This window comes from Streptomyces sp. NPDC051105 (genome assembly GCF_040682795.1).
Lineage (GTDB): Bacteria > Actinomycetota > Actinomycetes > Streptomycetales > Streptomycetaceae > Streptomyces.
Window position 1 is genome coordinate 150,893 of record NZ_JBFBBR010000004.1, and the last position, 22,434, is coordinate 173,326.

Genomic DNA, 22,434 nt, shown 5'->3' on the forward strand with positions numbered 1-22,434 from the left:
GACCCCCACGGGGTCGTTTCAGCGGTAACACGCTCCGACCCGCGCCTACAGCACCGGCAGGTTCTTCCGCAGTTCGAACGCGGTGACCTCGGAGCGGTACTCGTACCACTCCTGGCGCTTGTTGCGGAGGAAGAAGTCGAAGACGTGTTCGCCGAGGGTTTCGGCGACCAGGTCGCTGCGTTCCATCAGGGTGAGGGCCTCGCCGAGGTTCTGCGGGAGGGGCTCGATGCCCATCGCGCGGCGTTCCGCGTCGGAGAGGGCCCAGACGTCGTCCTCGGCGCCCGCGGGGAGCTCGTAGCCCTGCTCGATGCCCTTGAGGCCCGCCGCCAGCAGGAGGGCGTAGGCCAGGTACGGGTTGGCGCCGGAGTCGATGGAGCGGACCTCGACGCGCGCCGAGCCGGTCTTGCCGGGCTTGTACATCGGAACCCGGACCAGCGCGCTGCGGTTGTTGTGGCCCCAGCAGATGTAGGAGGGGGCCTCGCCGCCGGCGCCGGCGGTGCGCTCGGAGCCGCCCCAGATGCGCTTGTAGGAGTTCACCCACTGGTTGGTGACCGCCGAGATCTCCGCGGCGTGCTTCAGCAGGCCCGCGATGAAGGAGCGGCCGACCTTGGAGAGCTGGAATTCGGCGCCCGACTCGTAGAACGCGTTCCGGTCGCCCTCGAAGAGGGAGAGGTGGGTGTGCATGCCCGAGCCGGGGTGCTCGGAGAAGGGCTTCGGCATGAAGGTCGCATGCACGCCCTGCTCCAGCGCGACCTGCTTCATGACCAGGCGGAACGTCATGATGTTGTCGGCCGTCGACAGCGCGTCCGCGTACCGCAGGTCGATCTCCTGCTGGCCCGGCGCGCCCTCGTGGTGGGAGAACTCGACCGAGATGCCCATCGACTCCAGCATGGTGATCGCCTGGCGGCGGAAGTCCATGCCGACGTTGGTCGGGGTGTGGTCGAAGTAACCCGAGTTGTCGGCGGGGACCGGGCGGGAGCCGTCCAGCGGGCGGTCCTTCAGGAGGAAGAACTCGATCTCCGGGTGGGTGTAGAAGGTGAAGCCCAGGTCGGAGGTGCGGGCCAGGGCCCGCTTGAGGACATAGCGCGGGTCCGCGAAGGACGGCGAGCCGTCCGGCATCAGGATGTCGCAGAACATACGGGCCGTGCCGGGGGTCTCCGCGCGCCACGGGAGGACCTGGAAGGTGGACGGGTCCGGCTTGGCGATCATGTCGGACTCGTAGACCCGGGCGAAGCCCTCGATCGCGGAGCCGTCGAAGCCGATGCCCTCGTCGAAGGCCTGTTCCAGCTCGGCCGGGGCCACGGCGACGGACTTGAGGAAGCCCAGCACGTCCGTGAACCACAGGCGTACGAACCGGATGTCCCGCTCCTCCAAGGTCCGGAGCACGAACTCCTGCTGCTTGTCCATCTTCCGCTTCCCCATCCTTGCTGGTCAGGCCGCCTGTTCCCGGTCCCACAGGAGGCGGTCGGGCACCTGAGCATCACACCACAACAGCATTTCATGCGCGTTGCGGACCATGATCGCCCCGGCGTCCTCGGCCTGAACGGCTCCCGTACGGCAGGTGTACCGCCCTGGCGCCCATCTTGCCTGCTCGCACCGACATCCGTAATGGCCGATCCGATTCCGACGCACGTCACACCCGGCTCATGAAGATGGATATCAGATGCAGACGTACCCGAGGTCACCCGAGGTCCGGCGCCCCCGGCGCGGGCCACGCCCCGCCCGCGCCCTCGCGCCCCGCCCCGCCCCCGTCCGCGCCCTCGCGTTCCGATTATCGGTTTCCTGTCGAATCTCCGGCATTTCCAGGTCTTTCCTGTGTCCTCCCTACGACCGGCCCCATCTCCCCCATTACGATCAGCGGGCCCCACCTTCCACGCCCCTTTCCCCCAGAAGGACACATCCCATGGGTTCCGCGAAGAAGAGCAACAGTGCCGAGCGCAAGGCGCGCATAGAGGAGATGCGGCGCGCCGAGCAGGCGCGTGAGCGTCGCGGCCGGATCCTCACGATCGCCGCGAGCGTGGTGGTCGTCGCCGGCCTCGTGGTCGGCGGTGTGGTGTTGGTGAAGAACCAGTCCGGTGACGACTCCGCGGCGGCCGACGCGAAGACCTCGGGGCACTTCGTGACCGGCAAGGACGGGGTGAACACCTGGAAGGGCACGCTGGGCCGGACGCACGTCACCACGACCGTGCACTACCCGACCGAGCCCCCGGTGGGCGGCAACCACAACCCGGTCTGGCAGAACTGCAACGGCGACGTCTACACCAAGGCGCTCGACAACATGAACGCCGTGCACTCGCTGGAGCACGGCGCGGTCTGGGTGACGTACACCAGCAAGGCGAAGAAGGCCGACGTCGACGCGCTCGCGGCGAAGGTGAAGCAGACGCCGTACACGCTGATGAGCCCGGACGACAAGCAGAAGGACCCGATCATGTTGACGGCGTGGGCGCATCAGCGCACCGTGACCGGGGCCGACGACCCGAACGTGGGCAAGTTCTTCGAGGAGTTCGTGCAGGGCAAGCAGACGCCCGAGCCGGGTGCCGCGTGCACGGGCGGTAAGGGTCAGTGATGCGGTCGGTGCTCATCGCGGGCTCCGCGGTGGCGGTACTGGTCGCGGCCGGCGCGATCACCTACGCGGTCGCGGGCGAGGGCGACGACGGCGGCAGCGCGATCCCGAGCGCCGACTCGGCGGACGCGGGGTTCGCCCGGGACATGGCGGTCCATCACCAGCAGGCCGTCGAGATGTCGTACATCGTGCGCGACCGCACGAAGGACACCGACGTACGGCGCCTCGCCTACGACATCGCGCAGACGCAGGCCAACCAGCGCGGCATGCTGCTGGGCTGGCTGGACCTGTGGGGGCTGCCGAAGGTGTCGGCCGATCCGCCGATGACCTGGATGGGCATGGGCGACATGGCCTCCGGCAAGGACGGTGCACTGATGCCGGGCATGGCGACCAACACCGAGCTGAAGAAGCTGGGGACCCTGAACGGCAAGCAGGCGGAGATCTTCTACCTGCAGCTGATGACGGATCATCACAAGGGCGGGATCCACATGGCCGAGGGGTGTGTGGCCAAGTGCACCGTCACGGTGGAGAAGAACCTCGCCCAGGGCATGGTGGACGCGCAGCAGTCGGAGTTGACGACGATGGCCCGGATGCTGAAGGAGCGGGGCGCCGCGCCGCGCGACTGAACCGGCGTACAAGGTGGGGGATTTGTCGACTTAACGGCACCGCAAGGGCTTACGGGCAATCGCAATCGATCCGTAACGTTTGGCACGGCATCGAAATCCGGTCAAAGGCCCCTAATCAACTCCCACTTGGGGTTTCCTTGGCCTTTTCATTCCCCTGGCATGAACAGTTCACCGCAAGAGTGACCCCCATCGTGTGATCCATTCACGGGCCGTTCCGCCGCTGGCCTCCTGATGATCACGCCTGACCGACCACTCCATGCGTCGAACCGCATAGCAGGGGGCAGTATGAGATCCAACCGTGCCAAGGTGCGGGCCAGCGTGAGCATGGCAGCGACACTGCCGATGATCGCCGGCGCGCTCGCACTCGGCATACCCGCGGCGCACGCCGCGGACAGCCCGGCCCGTGACACCCTGAAGGGCACCAAGCCCACCTGGGCCACGGCCAAGGCGGACAAGGGCGCCACCTCCAACAGCGCGCAGGTCAAGGCCCGGGTCTACCTGGCCGGCCGGAACGCCAGCGGCCTCGCGGCCTACGCGAAGGCGGTGTCCGACCCCAGCTCGCCGCTCTACGGCAAGTACCTCAGCGCCAAGCAGGCGCAGGCCCGCTTCGGCGCCACCGCGGCCCAGGTGAAGGCCGTCAAGTCCTGGCTGGCCGCGTCCGGCCTGAAGGTCACCGAGGTCACCCAGCACTACATAGCCGTGTCCGGCGACGTGTCCGCCGTCGAGCAGGCGTTCGGCACCCAGCTGCACAACTACGCCAAGGGCTCGAAGACCTACCGCGCGCCGGTGAAGACCGCGTCGGTGCCGGCGGCCGTGAGCAGCGCGATCCTGACCGTCACCGGTCTGGACAACGCGCCGCACAAGGCGACCCACGACGACACGCTGCCGCCCCCGGCCGGCGTGTTCAAGAACTCCGGGCCGTTCTCGTCGTACTACGGCTCGAAGACCGCGACCACGCTGCCGGACGCGTACGGCACCAAGATCCCGTACGCCGTCGAGGGCTACACCGGCAAGCAGCTGCGGGCCGCCTACGGCGCCGGCAAGTACACCGGCAAGCACGTGCGCGTCGCGATCACCGACGCGTTCGCCTCGCCGACCATCGCCTACGACGCCGGCACCTACGCCAAGGCGCACGGCGACGCCGCGTGGAAGACGAGCCAGCTGCACCAGGTGCTGCCCTCGAACTACACGAACACCGGCGCCGACGAGTGCGACGCCTCCGGCTGGTACGGCGAGGAGACCCTCGACGTCGAGGCCGTGCACGCGGTCGCGCCGGACGCCGACGTCACCTACGTGGGCGCCGCGTCCTGCTTCGACAACGATCTGCTGGACTCCCTCAGCAAGATCGTCGACAACCACCTGGCCGACATCGTCTCCAACTCCTGGGGCGACATCGAGGCCAACCAGACCCCGGACCTCGCGGCCGCCTACGACCAGGTCTTCCAGCTGGGCGCGGTGCAGGGCATCGGCTTCTACTTCTCCTCCGGTGACAACGGCGACGAGGTCGCCAACACCAACACGAAGCAGGTCGACACCCCGGCCAACTCCGCCTGGGTGACGGCGGTCGGCGGTACCTCGCTGGCCGTCGGCAAGGGCGACAAGTACCTGTGGGAGACCGGCTGGGGCACCGAGAAGGCCTCGCTGTCGACCGACGGGAAGAGCTGGACCGGCTTCCCCGGCCCGTTCACCTCGGGCGCGGGCGGCGGCACCAGCAAGACGGTGAACGAGCCGTCCTACCAGAAGGGTGTCGTCCCGGACTCGCTCGCCAAGGCCAACAGCGCCTCCGGCAACCGCGTGGTCCCGGACATCTCGGCGATCGCCGACCCCAACACCGGTTTCAAGGTCGGCCAGACGCAGACCCAGGCGGACGGCACCGAGGCGTACAGCGAGTACCGCATCGGCGGCACCTCGCTGGCCGCTCCGGTCCTCGCGGCGGTCCAGGCCCTCGCGCAGGAGGCGGGCGGCGGCAAGGCGATCGGCTTCGCCAACCCGCTGATCTACTCCAAGTACGGCACGAAGGCCTACCACGACGTCACGGACAAGCCGACCGGCAAGGACCTCGCGGTCGCCCGCGTCGACTTCGCCAACGGCTACGACGCCACCGACGGCCTGCTGACCTCGGTCCGCAGCCTCGGCAAGGACAGCTCCCTGTCCGCGGTCAAGGGCTACGACGACGTCACGGGCGTCGGTACCCCGGCTGCCGGCTACGTGGAGTCGTACAAGGCGCACCGCAAGCACTGATCCGCTGCGCGGCTTGACCAAGGGGCGTGGGGTCCTTCTCTTCGGAGGCCCCCACGCCCCTTTGCGTCAGGCCGGCTTGAGGGAGGCCGGGCAGTACGCGGCGTGGCCGCCCGCCCAGCCCGCCGCACGTCCTCGCGATGACGCCCGGAGTACCCGTCCGTCCTCAGCACCCGAGCCACCTGCCGGGCCGGCTCACGTGAGGGAAAAGACCCGCTCAGTGACAGTTCCCGCTGCGGCGGCGGGCAGCGGGGCGTGCGGATCACGATAGGGTCCGCGCATGTCCGACGCGATAGCGACCGCGATCACCGCGGCGGCGGGCCTCGGCGGGGCTCTCCTCGGCGCGGTGCTCCCGCAACGCTTCAACGCCCGCGAACGCGCCGCCGAGGCCGAACTCGCCGACCGTAGACGGTCGTTCGAGGAGCGCCGAGAGGCGTACACGGCCATGAACCGCGCCTCCGAGCAGTTCCACACGCTCCTCAAGGACGCCCTGCACCGTATGCGTGACGGCGTCTACACCGAGGAGGACCGCACCCGTCTCGAGGATTCCCGCAGGGAGTACCGCGACCGCTACGCGGCGGCCCAGATGATCGTCCCGCTGCGGATCATGGAGGCGTCACGGGAACTCAACAAGGTCCTCGCGGGGGTGGACGCCGCGGCCAAGCGCGTCGACCGCGGCCTCGCGCGGGACGGGGAGAGCGTTGAGCGCCTGCTCGTCGAGGTCAAACGGGCGGAGCCCCGGCTGGTGGCGATGCGGACATTGATGCGGGAGGACCTGGGGATCCGGGACTAGGTCCTGACAGAGGCACGGTCGGCGAACCGGTCGGCCGATGGGCGAAGTCGGCTCGCCTCGGGTCCCGGTCGGCCGACCACCACGACCGGCCCCGCGGTCCCGGACGGGGACCGAAGCGCCGACCACCACGACCGGCCCCGCGGTCCCGGGCAGGGACCGAAGCGCCGACCACCACGACCGGCCCCGCGGTCCCGGGCAGGGACCGAAGCGCCGACCACCACGACCGGCCCCGCGGTCCCGGACGGGGACCGAAGCGCCGACCACGACAACCGGCGATGCGGTCCCGGGCGGGGACCGAAGCGCCGACCACGACAACCGGCGATGCGGTCCCGGGCGGGGACCGAAGCGCCGACCACGACGAGCACGGCGTCCTTGGACGAGCTTCTGCGTGCGGGTCAGGTCCGCACCGGCTCGGTAGCCTCCGGGACGTGCGAGGCGACCACCCGCACACGGCCCGTCGACGGGACATCCCGCCGCCGGTCCACCGCGAACGCCACGCCGGCCACGCCCAGGCCCAGGACCGCGAGCGCCGCGCCCGCCAGGGACGGGGAGGTGACGCCGAAGCCCGCGGCCAGCGCCACGCCGCCGATCCAGGCGCCGCCCGCGTTCGCGAGGTTGAAGGCCGCCTGGTTGGCCGAGGAGGCGAGGGAGGGGCCCGCCGCCGCGCGTTCCATGACCATCAGCTGGAGCGGCGAGCCGGTGATGAACGCGGCCACGCCGAGCAACGTCACCGCCAGGGCCGCGCTCCACTGCGCGTGCATCAGGACCGGGAAGAGAAGCAGCACCGCGACCATGGAGGCCAGGCCGCCGAAGAGCGTGCCGCGCATCGCGTGGTCGGCGAGGCGGCCGCCGATCAGGTTGCCGGCGGTGGCGCCGACACCGAAGAGCGCCAGCAGCAGGGTCACGTCGGAGTCGGCGTACCCGGCGGAGTCCGTGAGCATCGGCGTGATGTAGCTGTACGCGGAGAAGAGCGCGCCGAAGCCGACGACGGTCGTGGCGAGGGCCAGCCAGACCGGGAGGGAGCGCAGGGCGGTCAGTTCGCCCCGCAGGCCGGAGTCCGGGGCCGGGGCGTCGGCCCCTCGGATCAGCAGCGCCACGGCGGCCATCGCGGCGACGCCGATCAGGCTCACGCCCAGGAAGGTCGCCCGCCAGCCCAGGTGCTGGCCCATGAGGGTGGCGACGGGAACGCCCGCGATGTTGGCGACCGTCAGGCCCATGAACATCAGCGAGACCGAGCGGGCCTTGCGCTCCGGTGCCACCAGGTTGGTGGCGACCACCGCGCCGACGCCGAAGAAGGCGCCGTGCGGCAGGCCGCTGAGGAAGCGGGCGGCGAGCAACCAGTCGTACGTGGGAGCCAGGGCCGACAGCGCGTTGCCCGCCACGAACAGGGCCATCAGGGAGATCAGGACCGTGCGGCGGGGCATGCGCGCGGTCAGCGCGGCGAGGAGCGGGGCACCGATGACGACGCCGAGCGCGTACGCCGAGACCAGGTGGCCGGCGGTGGGGATCGATATGTGCAGGTCGTCGGCGACGTCGGGCAGCAGGCCCATCATCACGAACTCGGTGGTGCCGAGACCAAAAGCGCCGACGGCCAGAGCGAGCAGGGCCAGGGGCATGGGGGGCTTTGCCTTTCGGGGAGCGGGGTTCCGTACGGACGGGTTTAAGTTCATCTACGGAACAAAGCATCCCAGGCCCAGTATTCCGGCAGGTTACAGCGTGGTGTCCGGTTGTCCTTACAAAGACAGCGACACTGGCCTGACCAGGAGCTTTCACTAATCCGATGTGGTCAGGTTCACACGTGCCGCGACCGGCAGGTGGTCGCTGCCCGTCCTCGGCAGAGTCCAGGAGCTCTCCGGCTCCACGCCCTTCACCATGATCTGGTCGATACGGGCCATCGGGAACGCGGCCGGCCAGCTGAACCCGAACCCGCTGCCCGCGGCGCCCTGCGTGGAGCGCATCTGCGAGGTCACGGCGTTGAGCGAACGGTCGTTCATCGTGCCGTTGAGGTCGCCCAGGAGGACCACCCGCGGCAGGTTCTCGTCAGCGATGGCCTCGCCCAGCGCGTCCGCGCTCGTGTCCCGCTGGCGGGCGGTGAACCCGGCGTTCATCTTGACCCGGACCGAGGGGAGATGGGCGACGTAGACCGCGAGGGCCCCCTCCGGCGTGGCGACCGTGGCACGCATCGCACGCGTCCAGCCGAGCTTGATGTCGACGGCCTTCACCCCGGTCAGCCGGTACTTGCTCCACAGCCCCACGGTGCCCTCGACCGCGTGGTACTTGTACGTCGACGCCAGCGCCTTCTCGTACGCCGGTACGGCCGACGCCTTCAGCTCCTCCAGGGCCACCACATCGGCGCCGGACGCGGCGAGTTGCTCGGCGGTGGCGGTGGGATCGGGGTTATCGGCGTTCACGTTGTGCGTGGCGACCGTGAAGTCGCCGCCGGTGCCGGACTTGTCGGTGAGCAGGCCGCCGAACAGGTTCAGCCAGACGATCGCCGGGAGAAGGAGGGCGATGAGCGCGGTCGCCGACTTGCGCAGGACGCCGAGCACCAGCAGCACCGGGATCAGCAGGCCCAGCCAGGGCAGGAACGTCTCGGTGAGACTGCCGAGGTTGCCGATGGCGTTGGGGATGCGGGAGTGCATCAGCATCACGCCGGCCAGCAGCAGGGCGATGACGGCGAGGACGATGCCCCGGCGCCAGATGCGTGGATCGTCGCGCCAGCCTGCCAGCAGGCGGTTCACCAGGCGCCGGAACCGGTCTCCCCGACGCTCGGGCCCCGAGCCGCCGTTGTCCGTCTCCGTCATGTACGCCTGCTGCGCCATACCGTCTGCCTCACAACCTGCCGTGCACACCGTCGTCCCCCGGGATACGACCCTAGGGGATGATCGGCTCCGATCCCGCCGTCACATGACGGCCGTACGGAAGACGAGGACGAACACACCGGCCGAAGGGGTTCCGGTTACCGCCGGGTCGGGGTGGACTGTGACGGAACGTGGACATTCCGCCGACGGCGACGACAGCCCCCTACGGCTGAGGCTGCGGCTGCGAGTCCCGGTCCGGGGCCGGGGCGGGCGAACTGACGGGCCGTAGACCGGCCAGAACCGAGTCGACGATCTGTTCGGCCAGGCCCTCGGGGAGTTCCGCGTCCGGGCGCAGGATGGCCCTGAGCAGCATCGGGCCGGTGAACATGTCGTTGGCCAGGTCGAGGTCGACGTCGGCGCGGAGTTCGCCGTTGCGCTGGCCCCGGCGCAGCACTTCCTTGCCGAGTTCGCGCCGAGGGTTGACGACGTTGACGTGATAGGCGTTCCAGATGCGGGGGCTGCTCTTCATCTGGGCGTACACGTTGTGCAGGATCGCCGACGAACGGTTCATCAGCCCGCGCCGGCGCAGCGATTCGAGCAGGACGACGAGGTCGTCGCGCATGGAGGTGCCGGGGAGTTCGGGGTCGGGGGGCTCGGCGGCGCGCATGACGTCGACGAAGAGCTCCTCCTTGCCGTTCCAGCGGCGGTAGATGGTGGCCTTGCCGACGCCGGCGGTCCGGGCGATCCGCTCGATGGACAGCTCGGCGAGCGGGACACCGTCCTCCAGGAGCTTCATGACCCCTTCCAGGATGGCGCTCTCCACCGCCTCGCTGCGGGGCCGGCCCCGGGCGGGACCCACGGACCGCGGCCGACCGTCGGCAAGCCTCACGTCATACCGTCCTCTCACTGGCTGCGGTCATTCTCCCGCAGCCCAAGCCTCCCCCCGCTGATCCGTGCCGTACCGTGCGTCAGCTCACTCCCCGGCGGCGACCAACTCCTCTTCCCGCTCGCCCTGCTGACCGGCCGGCGGCTTGCCCGGCAGGAAGAGGGCCGTGACCACGGCACCGAGCAGCGCGACGCCCACACCGCACAGGGCGGTCATGTGCATGGCATGCAGGAAGGCGTCGTTGGCGGGCGTGACCAGGGCCTTGCCCTGCGCCCCGAGCTTCTGGGCGACACCCAGCGTGGCCTCGATGGACTCGCCGGCGGTCTCGCGCAACCCGGGCGGCAGCGTGCCGAGCTTGCCCTCGATGCCGTTGCGGTACGACGTCGACAGCACCGAGCCGAGGACGGCGATGCCGAGGGCGCCGCCGACCTGGCGGAAGGTGTTGCTGAGCGCGGAGGCGGAACCGGCCTTCTCCCGGGGCAGCGCCTGCATGATGACGACCGAGGTCGGCGTCATGATGTGCGCCATGCCGGTGCCCATCAGGAAGAAGACGACCTCCAGGAGCCAGATCGGGGTGTCGGCCTCGAAGGTGGCGAACATGCCCAGCATCGCGGCGATCAGCACCAGGCCTCCGGTGGTGGTGGCCCTGTTGCCGATCCGCTCCACGACCAGTCGGGCCCGCGGCGCGAAGATCAGCTGGGCGAGGGCCAGCGGGAGCAGCAGCAGACCGGACTGCAGCGGCGAGTAGCCGCGCACGCTCTGGGTGTAGAAGACGGAGAAGAAGGTCACGCCCATCAGCGCGAAGAAGACCAGCGCGATGGCGGCCATGGCGGCCGAGAAGACCTTGTTCTTGAAGTAGGTGACGTCCAGGGACGGATGGTCGCTGCGCATCTCGAAGATCACGAAGCCGGCGAGCACCACGACACCGGCGATGATGGTCGCGAGCACCTTGCCGTCGGTGAAGTCGGCCAGTTCGCCGCCCTTGATGATGCCGTAGACCAGCAGGACCAGGCCGACGACGGACAGCACCACGCCGACGGGGTCGAGGCGGCCCGGACGCGGGTCGCGCGAGTCGGGCACCAGCCACACCATCAGCACGAGTGCGACGATCACGATCGGTACGTTGACGAGGAAGACCGAGCCCCACCAGAAGTGGTCGAGCAGCACACCGCCGGTGATCGGGCCGATCGCGATGGCGAGGCCGACGCCGCCGGCCCAGATGCCGATGGCCTTGGGCTGTTCCTGACGTTCGAAGACGTTCATCAGGACGGCGAGGGTGGCGGGCATCACGAAGGCGGCACCGAGGGCCATCAGGGCGCGGTAGGCGATCAGCTGGTCCGCGGAGCCGGACTCGGCGGCCAGGGCGGAGCCGAGGCCGAACACGACCAGGCCGCCGATCAGCACCCTCTTGCGGCCGAGCCGGTCACCGACGAGGCCGGCGGTGAACAGCAGGCCCGCGAAGACCAGGGTGTAGGCGTTGATCGCCCACTCCAGCTGGCTCTGGGTGGCGCCCAGGCCGACCGGGGCCGGGGTGGAGATGGTCTTGATGGCGACGTTCAGGATCGAGTTGTCGAGCACCACGATCAGCAGGCTCAGCATGAGCACTCCGAGGATCGCCCAGCGGCGCCGGTGCACCTCCTCGGATATGCGCGGGCCGGTTGGAGCGTGGTCGGCAGGAGTTGTCATGACGACGAGCCTAGGCCCATTTCAATACGGACCCGTCTCGTATCTGAATTCCTTTACCGAGGCCTTACGCAAGACGGGGTGACCGATGGATCACACGGCGGTCCTCTGGCCGAGGACGGCACGAAGTGCCACCATGGAGGCGATCCGGGGACACCGTCAGGGTGCCTCGAGATGATTTGAAGGAGCCGTTGCCATGACGCAGCTCTCGGCTGCCCAGCCTGTGCAGAACAGCCCCTCCGACGGCAGCAGGACGCTGTACGGGGGGAAGGGCACCCGCCGCATCACGGTCCGCGACATCGCCCTCGCCAAGGAACGCGGCGAGAAGTGGCCCATGCTCACCGCGTACGACGCGATGACCGCCTCCGTCTTCGACGAGTCCGGGATCCCGGTACTCCTGGTCGGGGACTCGGCGGGCAACTGTCACCTCGGGTACGAGTCGACGGTACCCGTCACCCTGGACGAGATGACGATGCTGTCGGCGGCCGTGGTCCGCGGCACCCAGCGCGCCCTCATCGTCGGCGACCTCCCCTTCGGCTCCTACCAGGAGGGCCCGGTGCAGGCGCTGCGCTCGGCGACCCGGCTGGTGAAGGAGGCCGGTGTCGGCGCGGTCAAGCTGGAGGGCGGCGAGCGCTCGCACGACCAGATCCGGCTGCTCGTCGAGTCCGGTATCCCGGTGATGGCGCACATCGGCCTGACCCCCCAGTCCGTCAACGCGATGGGCTACCGCGTGCAGGGCCGCGGCGAGGAGGCGGCCCAGCAGCTGCTGCGCGACGCCAAGTCGGTCCAGGACGCGGGCGCGTTCGCGGTCGTACTCGAACTGGTCCCGGCGGAGCTGGCGGCCGAGGTGACCCGGGTGCTGCACATCCCGACAGTCGGCATCGGCGCCGGTCCCGAGACCGACGCACAGGTCCTGGTCTGGACGGACATGCTGGGCCTGACCTCGGGCCGGGTGCCGAAGTTCGTGAAGAAGTACGCGGACCTGCGCGAGGTCATGGGCGACGCGGCCCGCGCCTACGCCGAGGACGTCGTCGGCGGAACGTTCCCGCTCGAGGAGCACTCCGTCCACTAGAGCCACTGCGGAAACACCACGGCCAGCCCGCCGATCTTCCCCCGTCGGCGGGCTGGCCCCTATTTTGCGCCTAAACCGGCGCCGCTCTCGCGGAGGTGATTGCTCGCCGTGGGGGTTGCTCAATTGATGGTCGCGGTGGCCGGGGGGATACATGGTCGCGGTGGGCAGGGGGATTCGTCAGGGGGATTCGTGGTCGCGGTGGTCGTCCGGCGTGCTCGACGCGCAGCGGCAGCGGCTCCAGCCGGTCGGTGTCGAGGGGCTGAGCAGCGGGGACGGTCGTGGCGGGTCCGGTACGCAGCCCCTTGTCGGCGGTCTGCAGGCGGGTTGTCGGCAGGAGGGCCGCCGGTGTCGGCGGCCTGTCGGTGGTTTGTCGGTGGGGCCTGGCACGGTTCTTCCCATGACGCGAATCGACAACACCGCCGTGACCGTACGGGGGCTGGTGAAGCACTACGGCGACACCAAGGCTCTCGACGGAGTTGATCTGGACGTCCGCGAGGGCACCGTGATGGGTGTCCTCGGGCCGAACGGGGCCGGCAAGACGACCATCGTCCGGATCCTGTCCACCCTGCTGAAGCCCGACGCCGGGCAGGCGACCGTCGCCGGCTACGACGTCCTGCGCCAGCCCCGCCAGCTGCGCCGGGTGATCGGGCTGACCGGGCAGTACGCCTCGGTCGACGAGAAGCTGCCGGGCTGGGAGAACCTCTACATGATCGGGCGGCTGCTCGACCTGTCCCGCAAGGACGCCCGGGCCCGGGCCGACCAGCTGCTGGAGCGGTTCTCGCTGACCGACGCCGCCAAGCGGCCCGCCGGCACCTACTCCGGCGGCATGCGCCGCCGGCTGGACCTCGCCGCGTCGATGATCGGGCACCCCCAGGTGCTGTTCCTGGACGAGCCGACCACCGGTCTCGACCCGCGCACCCGCAACGAGGTGTGGGACGAGGTCAAGGCGATGGTCGGCGAGGGCGTGACCGTGCTGCTGACCACCCAGTACATGGAGGAGGCCGAGCAGCTCGCCTCCGAGCTGACCGTCGTGGACCGCGGGAAGGTCATCGCCGGCGGCAAGGTGGAGGAGCTGAAGGCCAAGGTCGGCGGGCGGACGCTGCGTGTGAAGCCGGTCGACCCGCTGCAGGTGCGGCCGCTCGCCGCCATGATCGACGAGCTGGGGATCACCGGGCTCGCCAACACGACCGTGGACGCCGAGCGGGGCACCCTGCTGGTGCCGATCCTCAGCGACGAGCAGCTGACCGCCGTGGTCGGCGCCGTCACCGCCCGCGGTATCACCATCAGCTCCATCGTCACCGAACTGCCCAGCCTGGACGAGGTCTTCCTGTCCCTCACCGGCCACCGTGCCAGTGCCCCGCAGGACGCCACGCCCGCCGACGACCGCGAGGAGGTCCCCGTATGAGCGCCGTCACCACCACCCCGGGCGTCACCGCCACCCCGGCCGCCGCCGACGCCCGGATCCCGCTGCGCGGGCATCTGCGGCACACCGGCGCCCTGATCCGCCGCAATCTGCTGTGGATCCGGCAGGACCCGGAGTCCATGTTCGACGCCCTGCTGATGCCGGTCGTCTTCACGCTGCTGTTCGTGTACGTCTTCGGCGGCTCGATCGGGCAGGCCCTCGGCGGCGGCCAGGACGGCTACGTCCAGTACGTCATCCCGGGCATGATCGCGATGATGAGCATGACGCTCTCGCAGGGCGTGGGCACCGGGTTCAGCCAGGACTTCAACTCCGGTGTGATGGACCGGTTCCGGTCGCTGCCGATCGGGCGCGGCTCGGTGCTGTTCGCGAAGATCTCCGTCGAACTGGTGCGGATGCTGTTCGCGACCGCCGTGCTGATGGTCGTCGCCGTGCTGGTCGGGTTCCACATCACCCACTGGGGCGGGCTGTTCGCCGCCGTCGGCCTGTCCGCGGTGTTCGCCTCCTCGATCATGTGGGTGTTCCTCACCCTGGGCGTGATCCTGAAGAGCGCGCAGTCCGTGCAGGCGATGGGGTTCCTGGTGCTGTTCCCGCTGCAGTTCGGCTCGTCGATCTTCGCGCCGACGCAGTCGATGCCGGGCTGGCTGCAGGCCTTCACCGACTACAACCCGCTGTCCACGCTCGCCGACGCGGCCCGCGGACTGATGATCGGCGGCCCGGTCGCCCACGACCTGTGGATCACGCTGGCCTGGTCGGTGGGGATCACGGCGGTGGCGGCACCGTACGCGATCTACAAGTTCCGCACCAAGAGCTGACGTTCGGCGACCCGGTCCCGGGTCAGATCAGGGCGGTGGCCTCCGCGAGGGAGAGGCCACCGCCTTCGGCGTATGCGGCCTCGTAGGCGGTGTCGTCGCCGAGTGCGGCGCGGACCCGGGCCTCGGCGCGGGCCTGCAGCCTGCGTTCCATGCCGGAGCAGACATGGCCGGGCGGCTGCAGGGCCTCGGCGGCACCCAGGCAGCGGGCGGCGTCCCGGGCGCGGGCGCCGCCGTCCACGTCGGACAGGGCGGTCGCGGCGACGGTCAGGCAGGAGGAGACGATGTGCGGGGTGATGGCCTGGGTGAGCGGGTCGCCGGAGTGCGCTATCGCCTCGCGCAGCTTGGCCAGGGCGTCCCTGTGGAGGCCGTCGAGGGCGTCCACCCAGGCCTCCTGCGTGAGGATCATGGCGTCGAAGACGACGAAGTGCGAGATCTTGAACTGGGCGCGCAGCAGCCGGAGCTGCTCACGGGCCTCGGCGATCCGGTCGGTCAGCAGCAGCCACACGGTGAGGAAGAGCCGGGCGGCGGGCATCGCCTCGCTGTGGGTGCTGTCATGGTCGGCGATGACCTCGCGCAGCAGCCGTTCACCGCGCTCGACCTCGCCCAGTTCGAGCACTGCCATGCCGAGGCGGGCGTTGAGCACGGCGACCTGGGAGCGGGCGTCGAGCCGTTCGGCGCACTCGATGGCGGCCTCGTAGTCGGCGGCGGCGTCCCGGTACTCCCCCGTGCGTTCCCGGGATTCGGCGCGCGCGGAGAAGGCCTCGGCGGTGCCCCAGTCGTCCCCGAGGCGCCGGAAGATCTCCAGCGCCTCGTCGGCGTCGCGGGTGGCGGCACCGGCGGAGGCGGCGAAGTTGGCGAAGACGTTGGCGCGCAGCTGGAGGGCGCCGGCGAGTTCCCACTCGTAGCCGGGCGTACGACGGCAGGTCTCGACGCCGGCGTCGACGAGGGTGCGCAGTTGCTCCAGGCCCTCGGTCAGCATCACGGCGAAGAACCAGAACATGCCGGGGGCCCGGCAGGTCTGCGGCAGACCGGGCTCGTAGGCCTGGGTGACGGCGCGCATCTTGGCCTGTGCGGCCGGCGTCTGCCAGGCCTCCAGATCGGTGTCCATGCAGGCCAGATGGGCCAGATGGATGCCGCGCCGGGCCTCGATGAGGACTTCTCCGGTGTACGGCGGCGGAGTGTCGGTCAGGCGCCGCCACACCGGTTCGGCGCGCTGGACCGGCTCGGTGAAGGGGTCCGGGCCGAGGGCCATGATGTCTTCGCACCAGGTGCGGGTCTCGACCCGCTTGTCACGCAACTGCCAGTACCAGACCAGGGAGTGGGCCAGGCACAGCGCCTCCTGCTCGTCCTTGGCGGCGATGGCGTGGCGGATGGCGGTGCGCAGGTTCTCGTACTCCAGCTCCAGCCGGGCCACGGCCGCACGCTGACCGGAGCCGCGCAGCAACGGGTCGGTGGTGCGGGCGAGTTCGCGGTAGTACGTCAGATGGGCGCGCTCGGCGGCGGCGCGCGCGCCGCTCTCGTCGAGGCGGGCGCCGGCATACTCGGCGACGGTCTCCAGGAGCCGGTAGCGCATCCCGTGTCCGGCCGAAGGGGCGGCGACGACAAGGGACTTGTCGACCAGGGAGGCGAGCGCGTCGAGCGCGGCGGGACCGCAGACCGCCTCGGCGGCGGCCAGGTCGCAGCCGCCCGCGAAGACGGAGAGCCGGCCGAGGACGTCCCGTTCGGCAGCGTCGAGCAGGTCCCAGGACCAGTCGACGACCGCGCGCAGGGTCTGCTGGCGGGGCAGCACGGTACGGCTGCCGGAGGTGAGCAGGCGGAAGCGGTCGTCGAGCCGGTCGGCTATCTGGCGGGGCGTGAGCATCCGCAGCCGGGCGGCGGCCAGCTCGATGGCGAGGGGCAGCCCGTCCAGCCGGCGGCAGATCTCGGCGCAGGCCGCCGCGGTCTCCTCGTCGGCGTCGACCCTGAAGCCGGGCCGGGCCGCACCGCCCCGGTCGGCGAACAGCCGGAGCGCCACCGGCTCGGGCAGCGGTTCCACCGGGCGCAGCAACTCCCCCGGGACGCCCAGGGGTTCGCGGCTGGTGGCGAGGATCGTCAGGTCCGGGCAGCGCTCCAGCAGCTGTGCCGCCAGGTCGGCCGCCGCGTCGACGACGTGCTCGCAGTTGTCGAGGACGATCAGCATCCGGCGCCGGGAACAGTGGTCGACGAGCCGCTCGACCGGGTCGTCGTGCCGGTCGGCGGCGGCCCGCATGCCCTCGGCGCCGGCGCCGTACAGCACGGTCTCGCGGGCGCCGAGGGCGCTGAGCACGGCCTCGGGGACGTCGGCCGGGTCGTCGACGGGGGCCAGTTCGGCCAGCCACACCCCGTCCCGGGCGGCGTTCCGCACGGTCTCGGCGGCCTCCTGGGACAGCCGGGTCTTGCCGGCCCCGCCGGGTCCGAGCAGGGTGACCAGGCGGGCGGCGGCGAGGTCGCCCCGGATGACCTCCAGGTCGGCCTCGCGTCCCACGAAGGAGGTGAGCCGGGCACGCAGGTTGCCGGGCCGGGACGGCTCCTCGGGTTCCGCTGCCGGGTCGAGCAACTCGGCGTGCAGGGCGCGCAGTTCGGGCCCGGGGTCGGAGCCGAGGCGGTCGGCGAGGAGGTGGCGTACGTCGTCGTAGGCGGCCAGCGCCTCGGCGGTGCGGCCGCAGCTGTGCAGGGCGCGCAGCCGCAGCGTCTGGAGGGGCTCGTCCAGGGGGTGGGCGTCGCACAGGGCGGTCAGCTCGGGCAGGGCCTGTTCGGCGTGGCCGAGGGCGAGGGCGGCGGTGTGACGGGCGCGCAGCGCGTCCAGGCGGCGGACGTCGACGCGGGCCGCCTCGGCGGTGCGGTCGGGCAGGTCTGCCAGGGCCGGGCCGTGCCACAGGGCGAGGGCGTCGTCGAGGACGGCCGCCGCCTTGGCGGGGTCGTCGTCGGCGAGCGCGCGCAGGGCTTCGCCGGTGAGCCGCTCGAAGCGGTGCAGGTCGATGTCGTCGGGGGCGGCCGCCAGGCGGTAGCCGCCGTCGGTGGACTCGATCGCGTCCGCGCCGAGCGCCCGGCGCAGCCGGCCTACCAGCGCCTGGAGCGCGCCGTTCGCGTCGGCGGGCGGTTCCTCGCCCCACACCTCGTCGACGAGCAGCCCGGCGGGCACCCCGCGCCCGGGGCGCAGCGCCAGCACGGTCAGCAGGGCCCGCAGCCGTGCCCCGCCGACGGGGACGGCCGTGCCGTCGGGGTGGAGGGCCTGGGTGGTGCCAAGAATCCGGTAGCGCACGGGGTCCATTGTCCCTGGGGACGCCCGGCCTCCGCCTCAGGGTTTCAGATGCGCATGAATTGCGGACTGACGACTACCAGGAACCCACAGCCCTCCGTACGACGTTCTTCTCACGTCACCTGTACGGTCGACCCCGCACGCCACCACCACCGACGCGTCCCAGGAGTCCCGACCCATGACCGCCACCACCACCCGCCACAGCGACCGGCGGATCAGTCCCGTCTTCGTCGGGATCCTGGCCGTCACCGCCGTCACCGGGTGGGCGACCTGGTCCGGGTTCGCCGAGCAGCCCGGGGTCGCCGTCTTCCTGTTCGTGACGGCGGCCTGGATCGTCTCGCTGTGCCTGCACGAGTACGCGCACGCGCGCACCGCCCTGCACAGCGGTGACACCTCGGTCCGCGCGAAGGGCTATCTGAGCCTTAATCCTCTCGCCTATACCCACGCCCTGCTGAGCATCGTGCTCCCGGTGCTGTTCGTGATCATGGGTGGGATCGGACTGCCGGGCGGTGCGGTGTTCATCGAGCGCAGCCGGATCCGCGGCCGCTGGCGGCACAGTCTCATCTCGGCGGCCGGCCCGCTGACGAACGTGGTCTTCGCCGCCGTGTGCACCGCGCCGTTCTGGCTGCACTCCCTGGACGGCGTCCCGCGCGACTTCCGTTACGCCCTCGCCTTCCTCGCCCTGCTCCAGGTCACGGCGGCGATCCTGAACTTCCTGCCGGTACCGGGCCTGGACGGCTACGGCGTGATCGAGCCCTGGCTGTCGTACGACATCAAGCGCCAGGTGGAGCCGTTCGCCCCCTTCGGCCTGCTCTTCGTGTTCGCGCTGCTGTGGGTGCCGTCGATCAACAGCGCGTTCTTCGACGTGATCGACGCACTGCTGCGCGGCCTGGGTGTGGACGACTTCGACCGTTACTGCGGTCAGGAGCTGTACCGCTTCTGGCAGGGGACGAACGAGTACTGCTCCGTAGCCGGCTGACCCTCACGCCGAGAGCGGGAACTCCTCGCCGGGTGCCCGGAAAACGTCCGTGATGAGGGCGCGGGCGCGCTTGCTCTCCACCCGAAAAGGCCCGCCCTCCGAGGGGAGGACGGGCCCGGCGGACAGTGTGGCGGCGGGGCTACGGCAGGGTGAGGATCTCCGCGCCGGTGTCGGTCACCACCAGGGTGTGCTCGAACTGGGCGGTCCGCTTGCGATCTTTGGTGACGACCGTCCAGCCGTCGTCCCACATGTCGTACTCGTGCGTCCCGAGCGTCAGCATGGGCTCGATCGTGAAGGTCATCCCGGGCTGCATCACGGTCGTCGCCTGCGGGCTGTCGTAGTGCGGGATGATCAGCCCGGAGTGGAAGGAGGAGTTGATGCCGTGGCCGGTGAAGTCCCGCACCACGCCGTAGCCGAAGCGCTTGGCGTACGACTCGATGACCCGGCCGATGATGTTGATCTGCCGGCCGGGCTTGACCGCCTTGATCGCCCGGTCGAGGGACTCCCGGGTCCGCTCGACAAGCAGCCGGCTCTCCTCGTCGACGTCCCCGACCAGGTACGTCGCGTTGTTGTCGCCGTGCACCCCGCCGATGTACGCCGTCACGTCCAGGTTGACGATGTCACCGTCCTGGAGGACGGTCGAGTCCGGAATGCCGTGGCAGATGACCTCGTTGAGGCTGGTGCACAGGGACTTGGGGAAGCCGCGGTAGCCGAGCGTGGACGGGTAGGCCCCGTGGTCGCACATGTACGTGTGCGCGACCTTGTCCAGCTCGTCCGTGGTCACCCCCGGCGCGATGATCTTCGCGGCCTCCGCCATCGCCTGCGCGGCGATACGGCCGGCGATCCGCATCGCCTCGATGGTCTCCGGTGTCTGCACCTCGGGCCCGGTGTACGGGGTCGGCGCGGGTTTGCCGACGTACTCGGGGCGGCGGATGTTTCCGGGTACCGAACGGGTGGGAGAGAGCTCCCCTGGTACGAGCAGCGACTGGCCAGACATGCCAGCGAGTCTAACCAGCGGGCATGCGGGAACATGAGGATGGCGAAAGGAGCCGGTCATGGCCCTGTTCAAGAAGCGGACCGTCGGCAAGCCGGGCGAGTGGTACTACTGCCTGGAGCACAAGAAGGTCGAGGAGGGCCCCGAGTGCCCTGCCAAGGACCGGTTCGGCCCCTATGCCAGCCGGCAGGAGGCCGAGCACGCGATGGAGATCGCGCGGGAGCGCAACCTCCAGTGGGAGAACGATCCCAAGTGGCACGACGCGCCGGCGGGTGACTCCTCGGACGAGGTCTGATCAGAGCCGGGTCGGTGCGGCCGTGCGCTGAGCGCGCAGCCGTACGGCGTGTTCGTCGGTCCGCGCGTCGTACGACATCAGGGCGGGCAGGCACAGGGCCAGCAGGCCCACCGCGCCCGTGCACAGCAGGCCGCCCACACCGACGGACGCCCGGACGCCGAACCGGCCGGCCATGGCGCCGGCCCGGACCTGCCCGAGGGTGGGACCCACGGAGTACGACAGCAGCTCGATCCCGGCGAGGCGGCCGCGCAGCTCGTCGGGGATCGTCTGGTTCCACATGGCGGCCCGGAAGATCCCGCTGACCATGTCGCAGCCACCGGCGACGGCGAGGAAGAGCAGCACCAGCCATACGTCGGCCACGGCGCCGGCGGCGGCGATCGCCAGGCCCCACAGCGCGGCCGACAGCACCACCATCCGCCCGTGCCGGCGCACCCGCCCAGTCCAGCCACTGACCAGGCTCAGCAGGAGCGACCCGGCCGGGATGCTGGCGTACATCAACCCGAGCGACCACTCCGCGTCCAACTCGTCGGCCAGGAACGGGAGAACGGCGAGCGGCATCGCCAGGAACATCGCCGCGAGGTCGACGGCGTAGGTGCCGAGGAGTTCCTTGCGGCTCCAGGCGTAGCGGGCGCCCTCGGCGATGGAGCGCAGTGAGGGTCCCGCGGCCTGGTGGGACGCGGGGGACGGGGCGATGGGGAGGATCAGGACGACCGAGACGGCGAAGGTGGCGAGGTCGGCGCCGTAGGCCGAGCCGAGGCCCCCGTACGCCACAACCAGACCGGCCACGGCGGGGCCCGCGACGCCGCCGACCGTCCAGCGGAACGAGTTGAGGGCCGCCGCGGCCGGCAGGTCGTCGTGGGCGACGATCCTGGGCCAGAGCGAGTCGAGGGCGGGGCGCTGGAGCGACACCAGGGCGGCGGACAGCGCGGCGACGGCGTACAGCGGCCATACGGCGGGGTGCGGCACCAGGGCGTTGACCAGCAGGGCCGCGCTGAGCAGGCCCTGGCCGGCCTCGGTCCGGACGATGAGCGCGCGCTTGTCGAGGGCGTCGGCGAGGGCGCCGCCGTAGAGTCCGAAGAGGACGAGCGGGAGCAGCTCGACGGCGCCGATGGCTCCTACGGCGGCCGCGGAACCGGTGAGGTCCTTGATCTGGACGGGGAGCGCGACGAACGTCAGGAAACTCCCGAAGTTGCTGATCAGGCCGGAGGCCCACAGCCGACGGAAGTCCACGGAGGCGCGCCAGGGGGCGAGGTCGGGAAGGACGGTCACGCTGGGCCATGCTGAACGGCCGCGCCGGCCGTCTCAACCGATTTTCTCGTGGCGGGCGGACGGCTACCAGGGCGTCGGGGGCGGTGCGGTCACCGTTTCGGCCAGTCTTGCCAGGCGGTCCCGGAAGCGGCGGCGGCCTCTCGGTGACGGGCCGTTCTCGCCCGTCGCCGCGCTGACCAGGTGCTGGACTGTGTCCAGGTCCAGTTCCGCGCCCTCGGGGACCGTGAGGGTCTCGTGGGCCATCGCGGTCAGCGCGTCGTCGGCCGTGGCGGACAGCGCCAGGACCGTCACCCCGGCCCGGCGGGCGGTGTGGACGTGGTCAAGGAGCGGTGCCGACCCGCCCGGCGCCACGACGAGCAGCGTCTCGCCCCGGCGGGCCGCCTCGATGCGGCCGGGGCCGACCGCGAGGTGCGCCGGGGCGGTGGGGGGCGCGTCGTGCCGTACGAGGGTGGGCGCCAGTTCCGGCGTACCGGACCACGCCGCCTCGTCCACCAGGTGCGCGGCCAGATGCCACGGCTCGTACTCCGGGGTGCCGAGCAGGAGCAGCCCGCCGCCGTGGGTGACGACCGAGCCGCGCAGCGCGCCGGCGAACCTCCGCGTGGCCCCCAACCACTCGGTCCCGGCGAGCACTTCACGCAACAACGCGACCCGTACGGCGTCCATGCCCCCGCATACTGCCGCAATCGGTCACTCGTGACGCGGAGTTCACCCCGAATTCGCCCG

Annotated in this window: 18 protein-coding genes; 9 read left to right on the forward strand and 9 right to left on the reverse strand. The window is 70.8% G+C overall.

Going from position 1 to position 22,434, the window contains the following annotated elements; all coding sequences use genetic code 11:
- Positions 1–45 precede the first annotated feature (45 nt).
- Positions 46–1,407, reverse strand: a complete 1,362-nt coding sequence (locus AB0N16_RS11485; RefSeq protein ID WP_365795463.1) for a glutamine synthetase family protein — start codon at positions 1,405–1,407, stop codon at positions 46–48.
- 496 nt (positions 1,408–1,903) lie between these two features.
- On the opposite strand from AB0N16_RS11485, the gene AB0N16_RS11490 reads away from it, so the two are divergent.
- The 4 genes from AB0N16_RS11490 to AB0N16_RS11505 all read left to right on the forward strand — a co-directional run bounded on the left by AB0N16_RS11490 (position 1,904) and on the right by AB0N16_RS11505 (position 6,220).
- Positions 1,904–2,566, forward strand: a complete 663-nt coding sequence (locus AB0N16_RS11490; RefSeq protein WP_365795465.1) for a DUF3105 domain-containing protein — start codon at positions 1,904–1,906, stop codon at positions 2,564–2,566.
- Complete coding sequence (locus AB0N16_RS11495) at positions 2,566–3,189, forward strand: DUF305 domain-containing protein (RefSeq protein WP_365795467.1); 624 nt, start codon at positions 2,566–2,568, stop codon at positions 3,187–3,189. Before AB0N16_RS11490 ends, AB0N16_RS11495 begins: the two co-directional genes overlap by 1 nt.
- A 285-nt stretch (positions 3,190–3,474) precedes the next feature.
- On the forward strand, positions 3,475–5,430 hold the full coding sequence (locus AB0N16_RS11500) for a S53 family peptidase (protein WP_365795469.1): 1,956 nt from the start codon (positions 3,475–3,477) through the stop codon (positions 5,428–5,430).
- 277 nt (positions 5,431–5,707) lie between these two features.
- Positions 5,708–6,220, forward strand: coding sequence for a hypothetical protein (locus tag AB0N16_RS11505; RefSeq protein WP_365795471.1), 513 nt, complete (start codon positions 5,708–5,710; stop codon positions 6,218–6,220).
- A gap of 395 nt (positions 6,221–6,615) precedes the next feature.
- On the opposite strand, the gene AB0N16_RS11510 is transcribed toward AB0N16_RS11505, so the two are convergent.
- From AB0N16_RS11510 to AB0N16_RS11525, 4 genes are all read right to left on the reverse strand, one after another.
- The gene (locus AB0N16_RS11510) at positions 6,616–7,836 is read right to left on the reverse strand and encodes an MFS transporter (protein WP_365795473.1); all 1,221 of its coding nucleotides are present in this window, start codon (positions 7,834–7,836) and stop codon (positions 6,616–6,618) included.
- A gap of 156 nt (positions 7,837–7,992) precedes the next feature.
- Positions 7,993–9,042, reverse strand: a complete 1,050-nt coding sequence (locus AB0N16_RS11515) for an endonuclease/exonuclease/phosphatase family protein (RefSeq protein ID WP_365795475.1) — start codon at positions 9,040–9,042, stop codon at positions 7,993–7,995.
- Between the two features lie 202 nt (positions 9,043–9,244).
- A complete protein-coding gene (locus AB0N16_RS11520) occupies positions 9,245–9,910 on the reverse strand; it encodes a TetR/AcrR family transcriptional regulator (protein ID WP_365795477.1) in 666 nt (221 codons plus the stop codon).
- A gap of 84 nt (positions 9,911–9,994) precedes the next feature.
- The gene (locus AB0N16_RS11525) at positions 9,995–11,593 is read right to left on the reverse strand and encodes an MFS transporter (RefSeq protein WP_365795479.1); all 1,599 of its coding nucleotides are present in this window, start codon (positions 11,591–11,593) and stop codon (positions 9,995–9,997) included.
- A gap of 193 nt (positions 11,594–11,786) precedes the next feature.
- Between AB0N16_RS11525 and panB the strand changes: the two genes are divergently transcribed.
- The 3 genes from panB (at position 11,787) to AB0N16_RS11540 (ending at position 14,897) form a co-directional block, all read left to right on the forward strand.
- The gene (panB, locus tag AB0N16_RS11530) at positions 11,787–12,662 is read left to right on the forward strand and encodes a 3-methyl-2-oxobutanoate hydroxymethyltransferase (protein ID WP_351731994.1); all 876 of its coding nucleotides are present in this window, start codon (positions 11,787–11,789) and stop codon (positions 12,660–12,662) included.
- Positions 12,663–13,059: 397 nt separating this feature from the next.
- Positions 13,060–14,067 carry an ATP-binding cassette domain-containing protein gene (locus AB0N16_RS11535; RefSeq protein WP_365795481.1) on the forward strand — a complete coding sequence of 336 codons (1,008 nt, stop codon included), beginning with the start codon at positions 13,060–13,062 and terminating at the stop codon, positions 14,065–14,067.
- Positions 14,064–14,897, forward strand: coding sequence for an ABC transporter permease (locus AB0N16_RS11540; protein WP_365795483.1), 834 nt, complete (start codon positions 14,064–14,066; stop codon positions 14,895–14,897). The genes AB0N16_RS11535 and AB0N16_RS11540 overlap by 4 nt, the downstream gene beginning before the upstream one ends.
- Positions 14,898–14,919: 22 nt before the next feature.
- Here the strand turns inward: AB0N16_RS11540 and AB0N16_RS11545 are convergent, their stop codons facing one another.
- Complete coding sequence (locus AB0N16_RS11545) at positions 14,920–18,186, reverse strand: BTAD domain-containing putative transcriptional regulator (RefSeq protein ID WP_365795485.1); 3,267 nt, start codon at positions 18,184–18,186, stop codon at positions 14,920–14,922.
- A gap of 166 nt (positions 18,187–18,352) precedes the next feature.
- Here AB0N16_RS11545 and AB0N16_RS11550 point away from each other — a divergent pair, with 166 nt between their 5' ends.
- Positions 18,353–19,153, forward strand: coding sequence for a site-2 protease family protein (locus AB0N16_RS11550; RefSeq protein WP_365795487.1), 801 nt, complete (start codon positions 18,353–18,355; stop codon positions 19,151–19,153).
- Positions 19,154–19,292: 139 nt separating this feature from the next.
- Here the strand turns inward: AB0N16_RS11550 and map are convergent, their stop codons facing one another.
- Complete coding sequence (gene map / locus AB0N16_RS11555) at positions 19,293–20,150, reverse strand: type I methionyl aminopeptidase (protein WP_365795489.1); 858 nt, start codon at positions 20,148–20,150, stop codon at positions 19,293–19,295.
- Positions 20,151–20,208: 58 nt separating this feature from the next.
- Here map and AB0N16_RS11560 point away from each other — a divergent pair, with 58 nt between their 5' ends.
- Positions 20,209–20,442, forward strand: coding sequence for a hypothetical protein (locus tag AB0N16_RS11560; protein WP_365795491.1), 234 nt, complete (start codon positions 20,209–20,211; stop codon positions 20,440–20,442).
- On the opposite strand, the gene AB0N16_RS11565 is transcribed toward AB0N16_RS11560, so the two are convergent.
- Entirely contained in the window at positions 20,443–21,711 is a 1,269-nt protein-coding gene (locus AB0N16_RS11565) for an MFS transporter (protein WP_365795493.1), read from the reverse strand.
- 63 nt (positions 21,712–21,774) lie between these two features.
- Complete coding sequence (locus AB0N16_RS11570; protein ID WP_365795495.1) at positions 21,775–22,374, reverse strand: hypothetical protein; 600 nt, start codon at positions 22,372–22,374, stop codon at positions 21,775–21,777.
- Positions 22,375–22,434: the final 60 nt, after the last annotated feature.

What these genes read in the sequence shown, in the direction of transcription:
- AB0N16_RS11500 (WP_365795469.1), top strand. Translation starts at nt 3,475, where the DNA reads ATGAGATCCAACCGTGCCAAGGTGCGGGCCAGCGTGAGCATGGCAGCG.
- AB0N16_RS11545 (WP_365795485.1), bottom strand. Translation starts at nt 18,186, where the DNA reads ATGGACCCCGTGCGCTACCGGATTCTTGGCACCACCCAGGCCCTCCAC.
- AB0N16_RS11495 (WP_365795467.1), top strand. Translation starts at nt 2,566, where the DNA reads ATGCGGTCGGTGCTCATCGCGGGCTCCGCGGTGGCGGTACTGGTCGCG.
- panB (WP_351731994.1), top strand. Translation starts at nt 11,787, where the DNA reads ATGACGCAGCTCTCGGCTGCCCAGCCTGTGCAGAACAGCCCCTCCGAC.
- AB0N16_RS11505 (WP_365795471.1), top strand. Translation starts at nt 5,708, where the DNA reads ATGTCCGACGCGATAGCGACCGCGATCACCGCGGCGGCGGGCCTCGGC.
- AB0N16_RS11490 (WP_365795465.1), top strand. Translation starts at nt 1,904, where the DNA reads ATGGGTTCCGCGAAGAAGAGCAACAGTGCCGAGCGCAAGGCGCGCATA.
- AB0N16_RS11550 (WP_365795487.1), top strand. Translation starts at nt 18,353, where the DNA reads ATGACCGCCACCACCACCCGCCACAGCGACCGGCGGATCAGTCCCGTC.
- AB0N16_RS11525 (WP_365795479.1), bottom strand. Translation starts at nt 11,593, where the DNA reads ATGACAACTCCTGCCGACCACGCTCCAACCGGCCCGCGCATATCCGAG.
- AB0N16_RS11515 (WP_365795475.1), bottom strand. Translation starts at nt 9,042, where the DNA reads ATGGCGCAGCAGGCGTACATGACGGAGACGGACAACGGCGGCTCGGGG.
- map (WP_365795489.1), bottom strand. Translation starts at nt 20,150, where the DNA reads ATGTCTGGCCAGTCGCTGCTCGTACCAGGGGAGCTCTCTCCCACCCGT.
- AB0N16_RS11485 (WP_365795463.1), bottom strand. Translation starts at nt 1,407, where the DNA reads ATGGACAAGCAGCAGGAGTTCGTGCTCCGGACCTTGGAGGAGCGGGAC.
- AB0N16_RS11560 (WP_365795491.1), top strand. Translation starts at nt 20,209, where the DNA reads ATGGCCCTGTTCAAGAAGCGGACCGTCGGCAAGCCGGGCGAGTGGTAC.
- AB0N16_RS11570 (WP_365795495.1), bottom strand. Translation starts at nt 22,374, where the DNA reads ATGGACGCCGTACGGGTCGCGTTGTTGCGTGAAGTGCTCGCCGGGACC.
- AB0N16_RS11510 (WP_365795473.1), bottom strand. Translation starts at nt 7,836, where the DNA reads ATGCCCCTGGCCCTGCTCGCTCTGGCCGTCGGCGCTTTTGGTCTCGGC.
- AB0N16_RS11540 (WP_365795483.1), top strand. Translation starts at nt 14,064, where the DNA reads ATGAGCGCCGTCACCACCACCCCGGGCGTCACCGCCACCCCGGCCGCC.
- AB0N16_RS11535 (WP_365795481.1), top strand. Translation starts at nt 13,060, where the DNA reads ATGACGCGAATCGACAACACCGCCGTGACCGTACGGGGGCTGGTGAAG.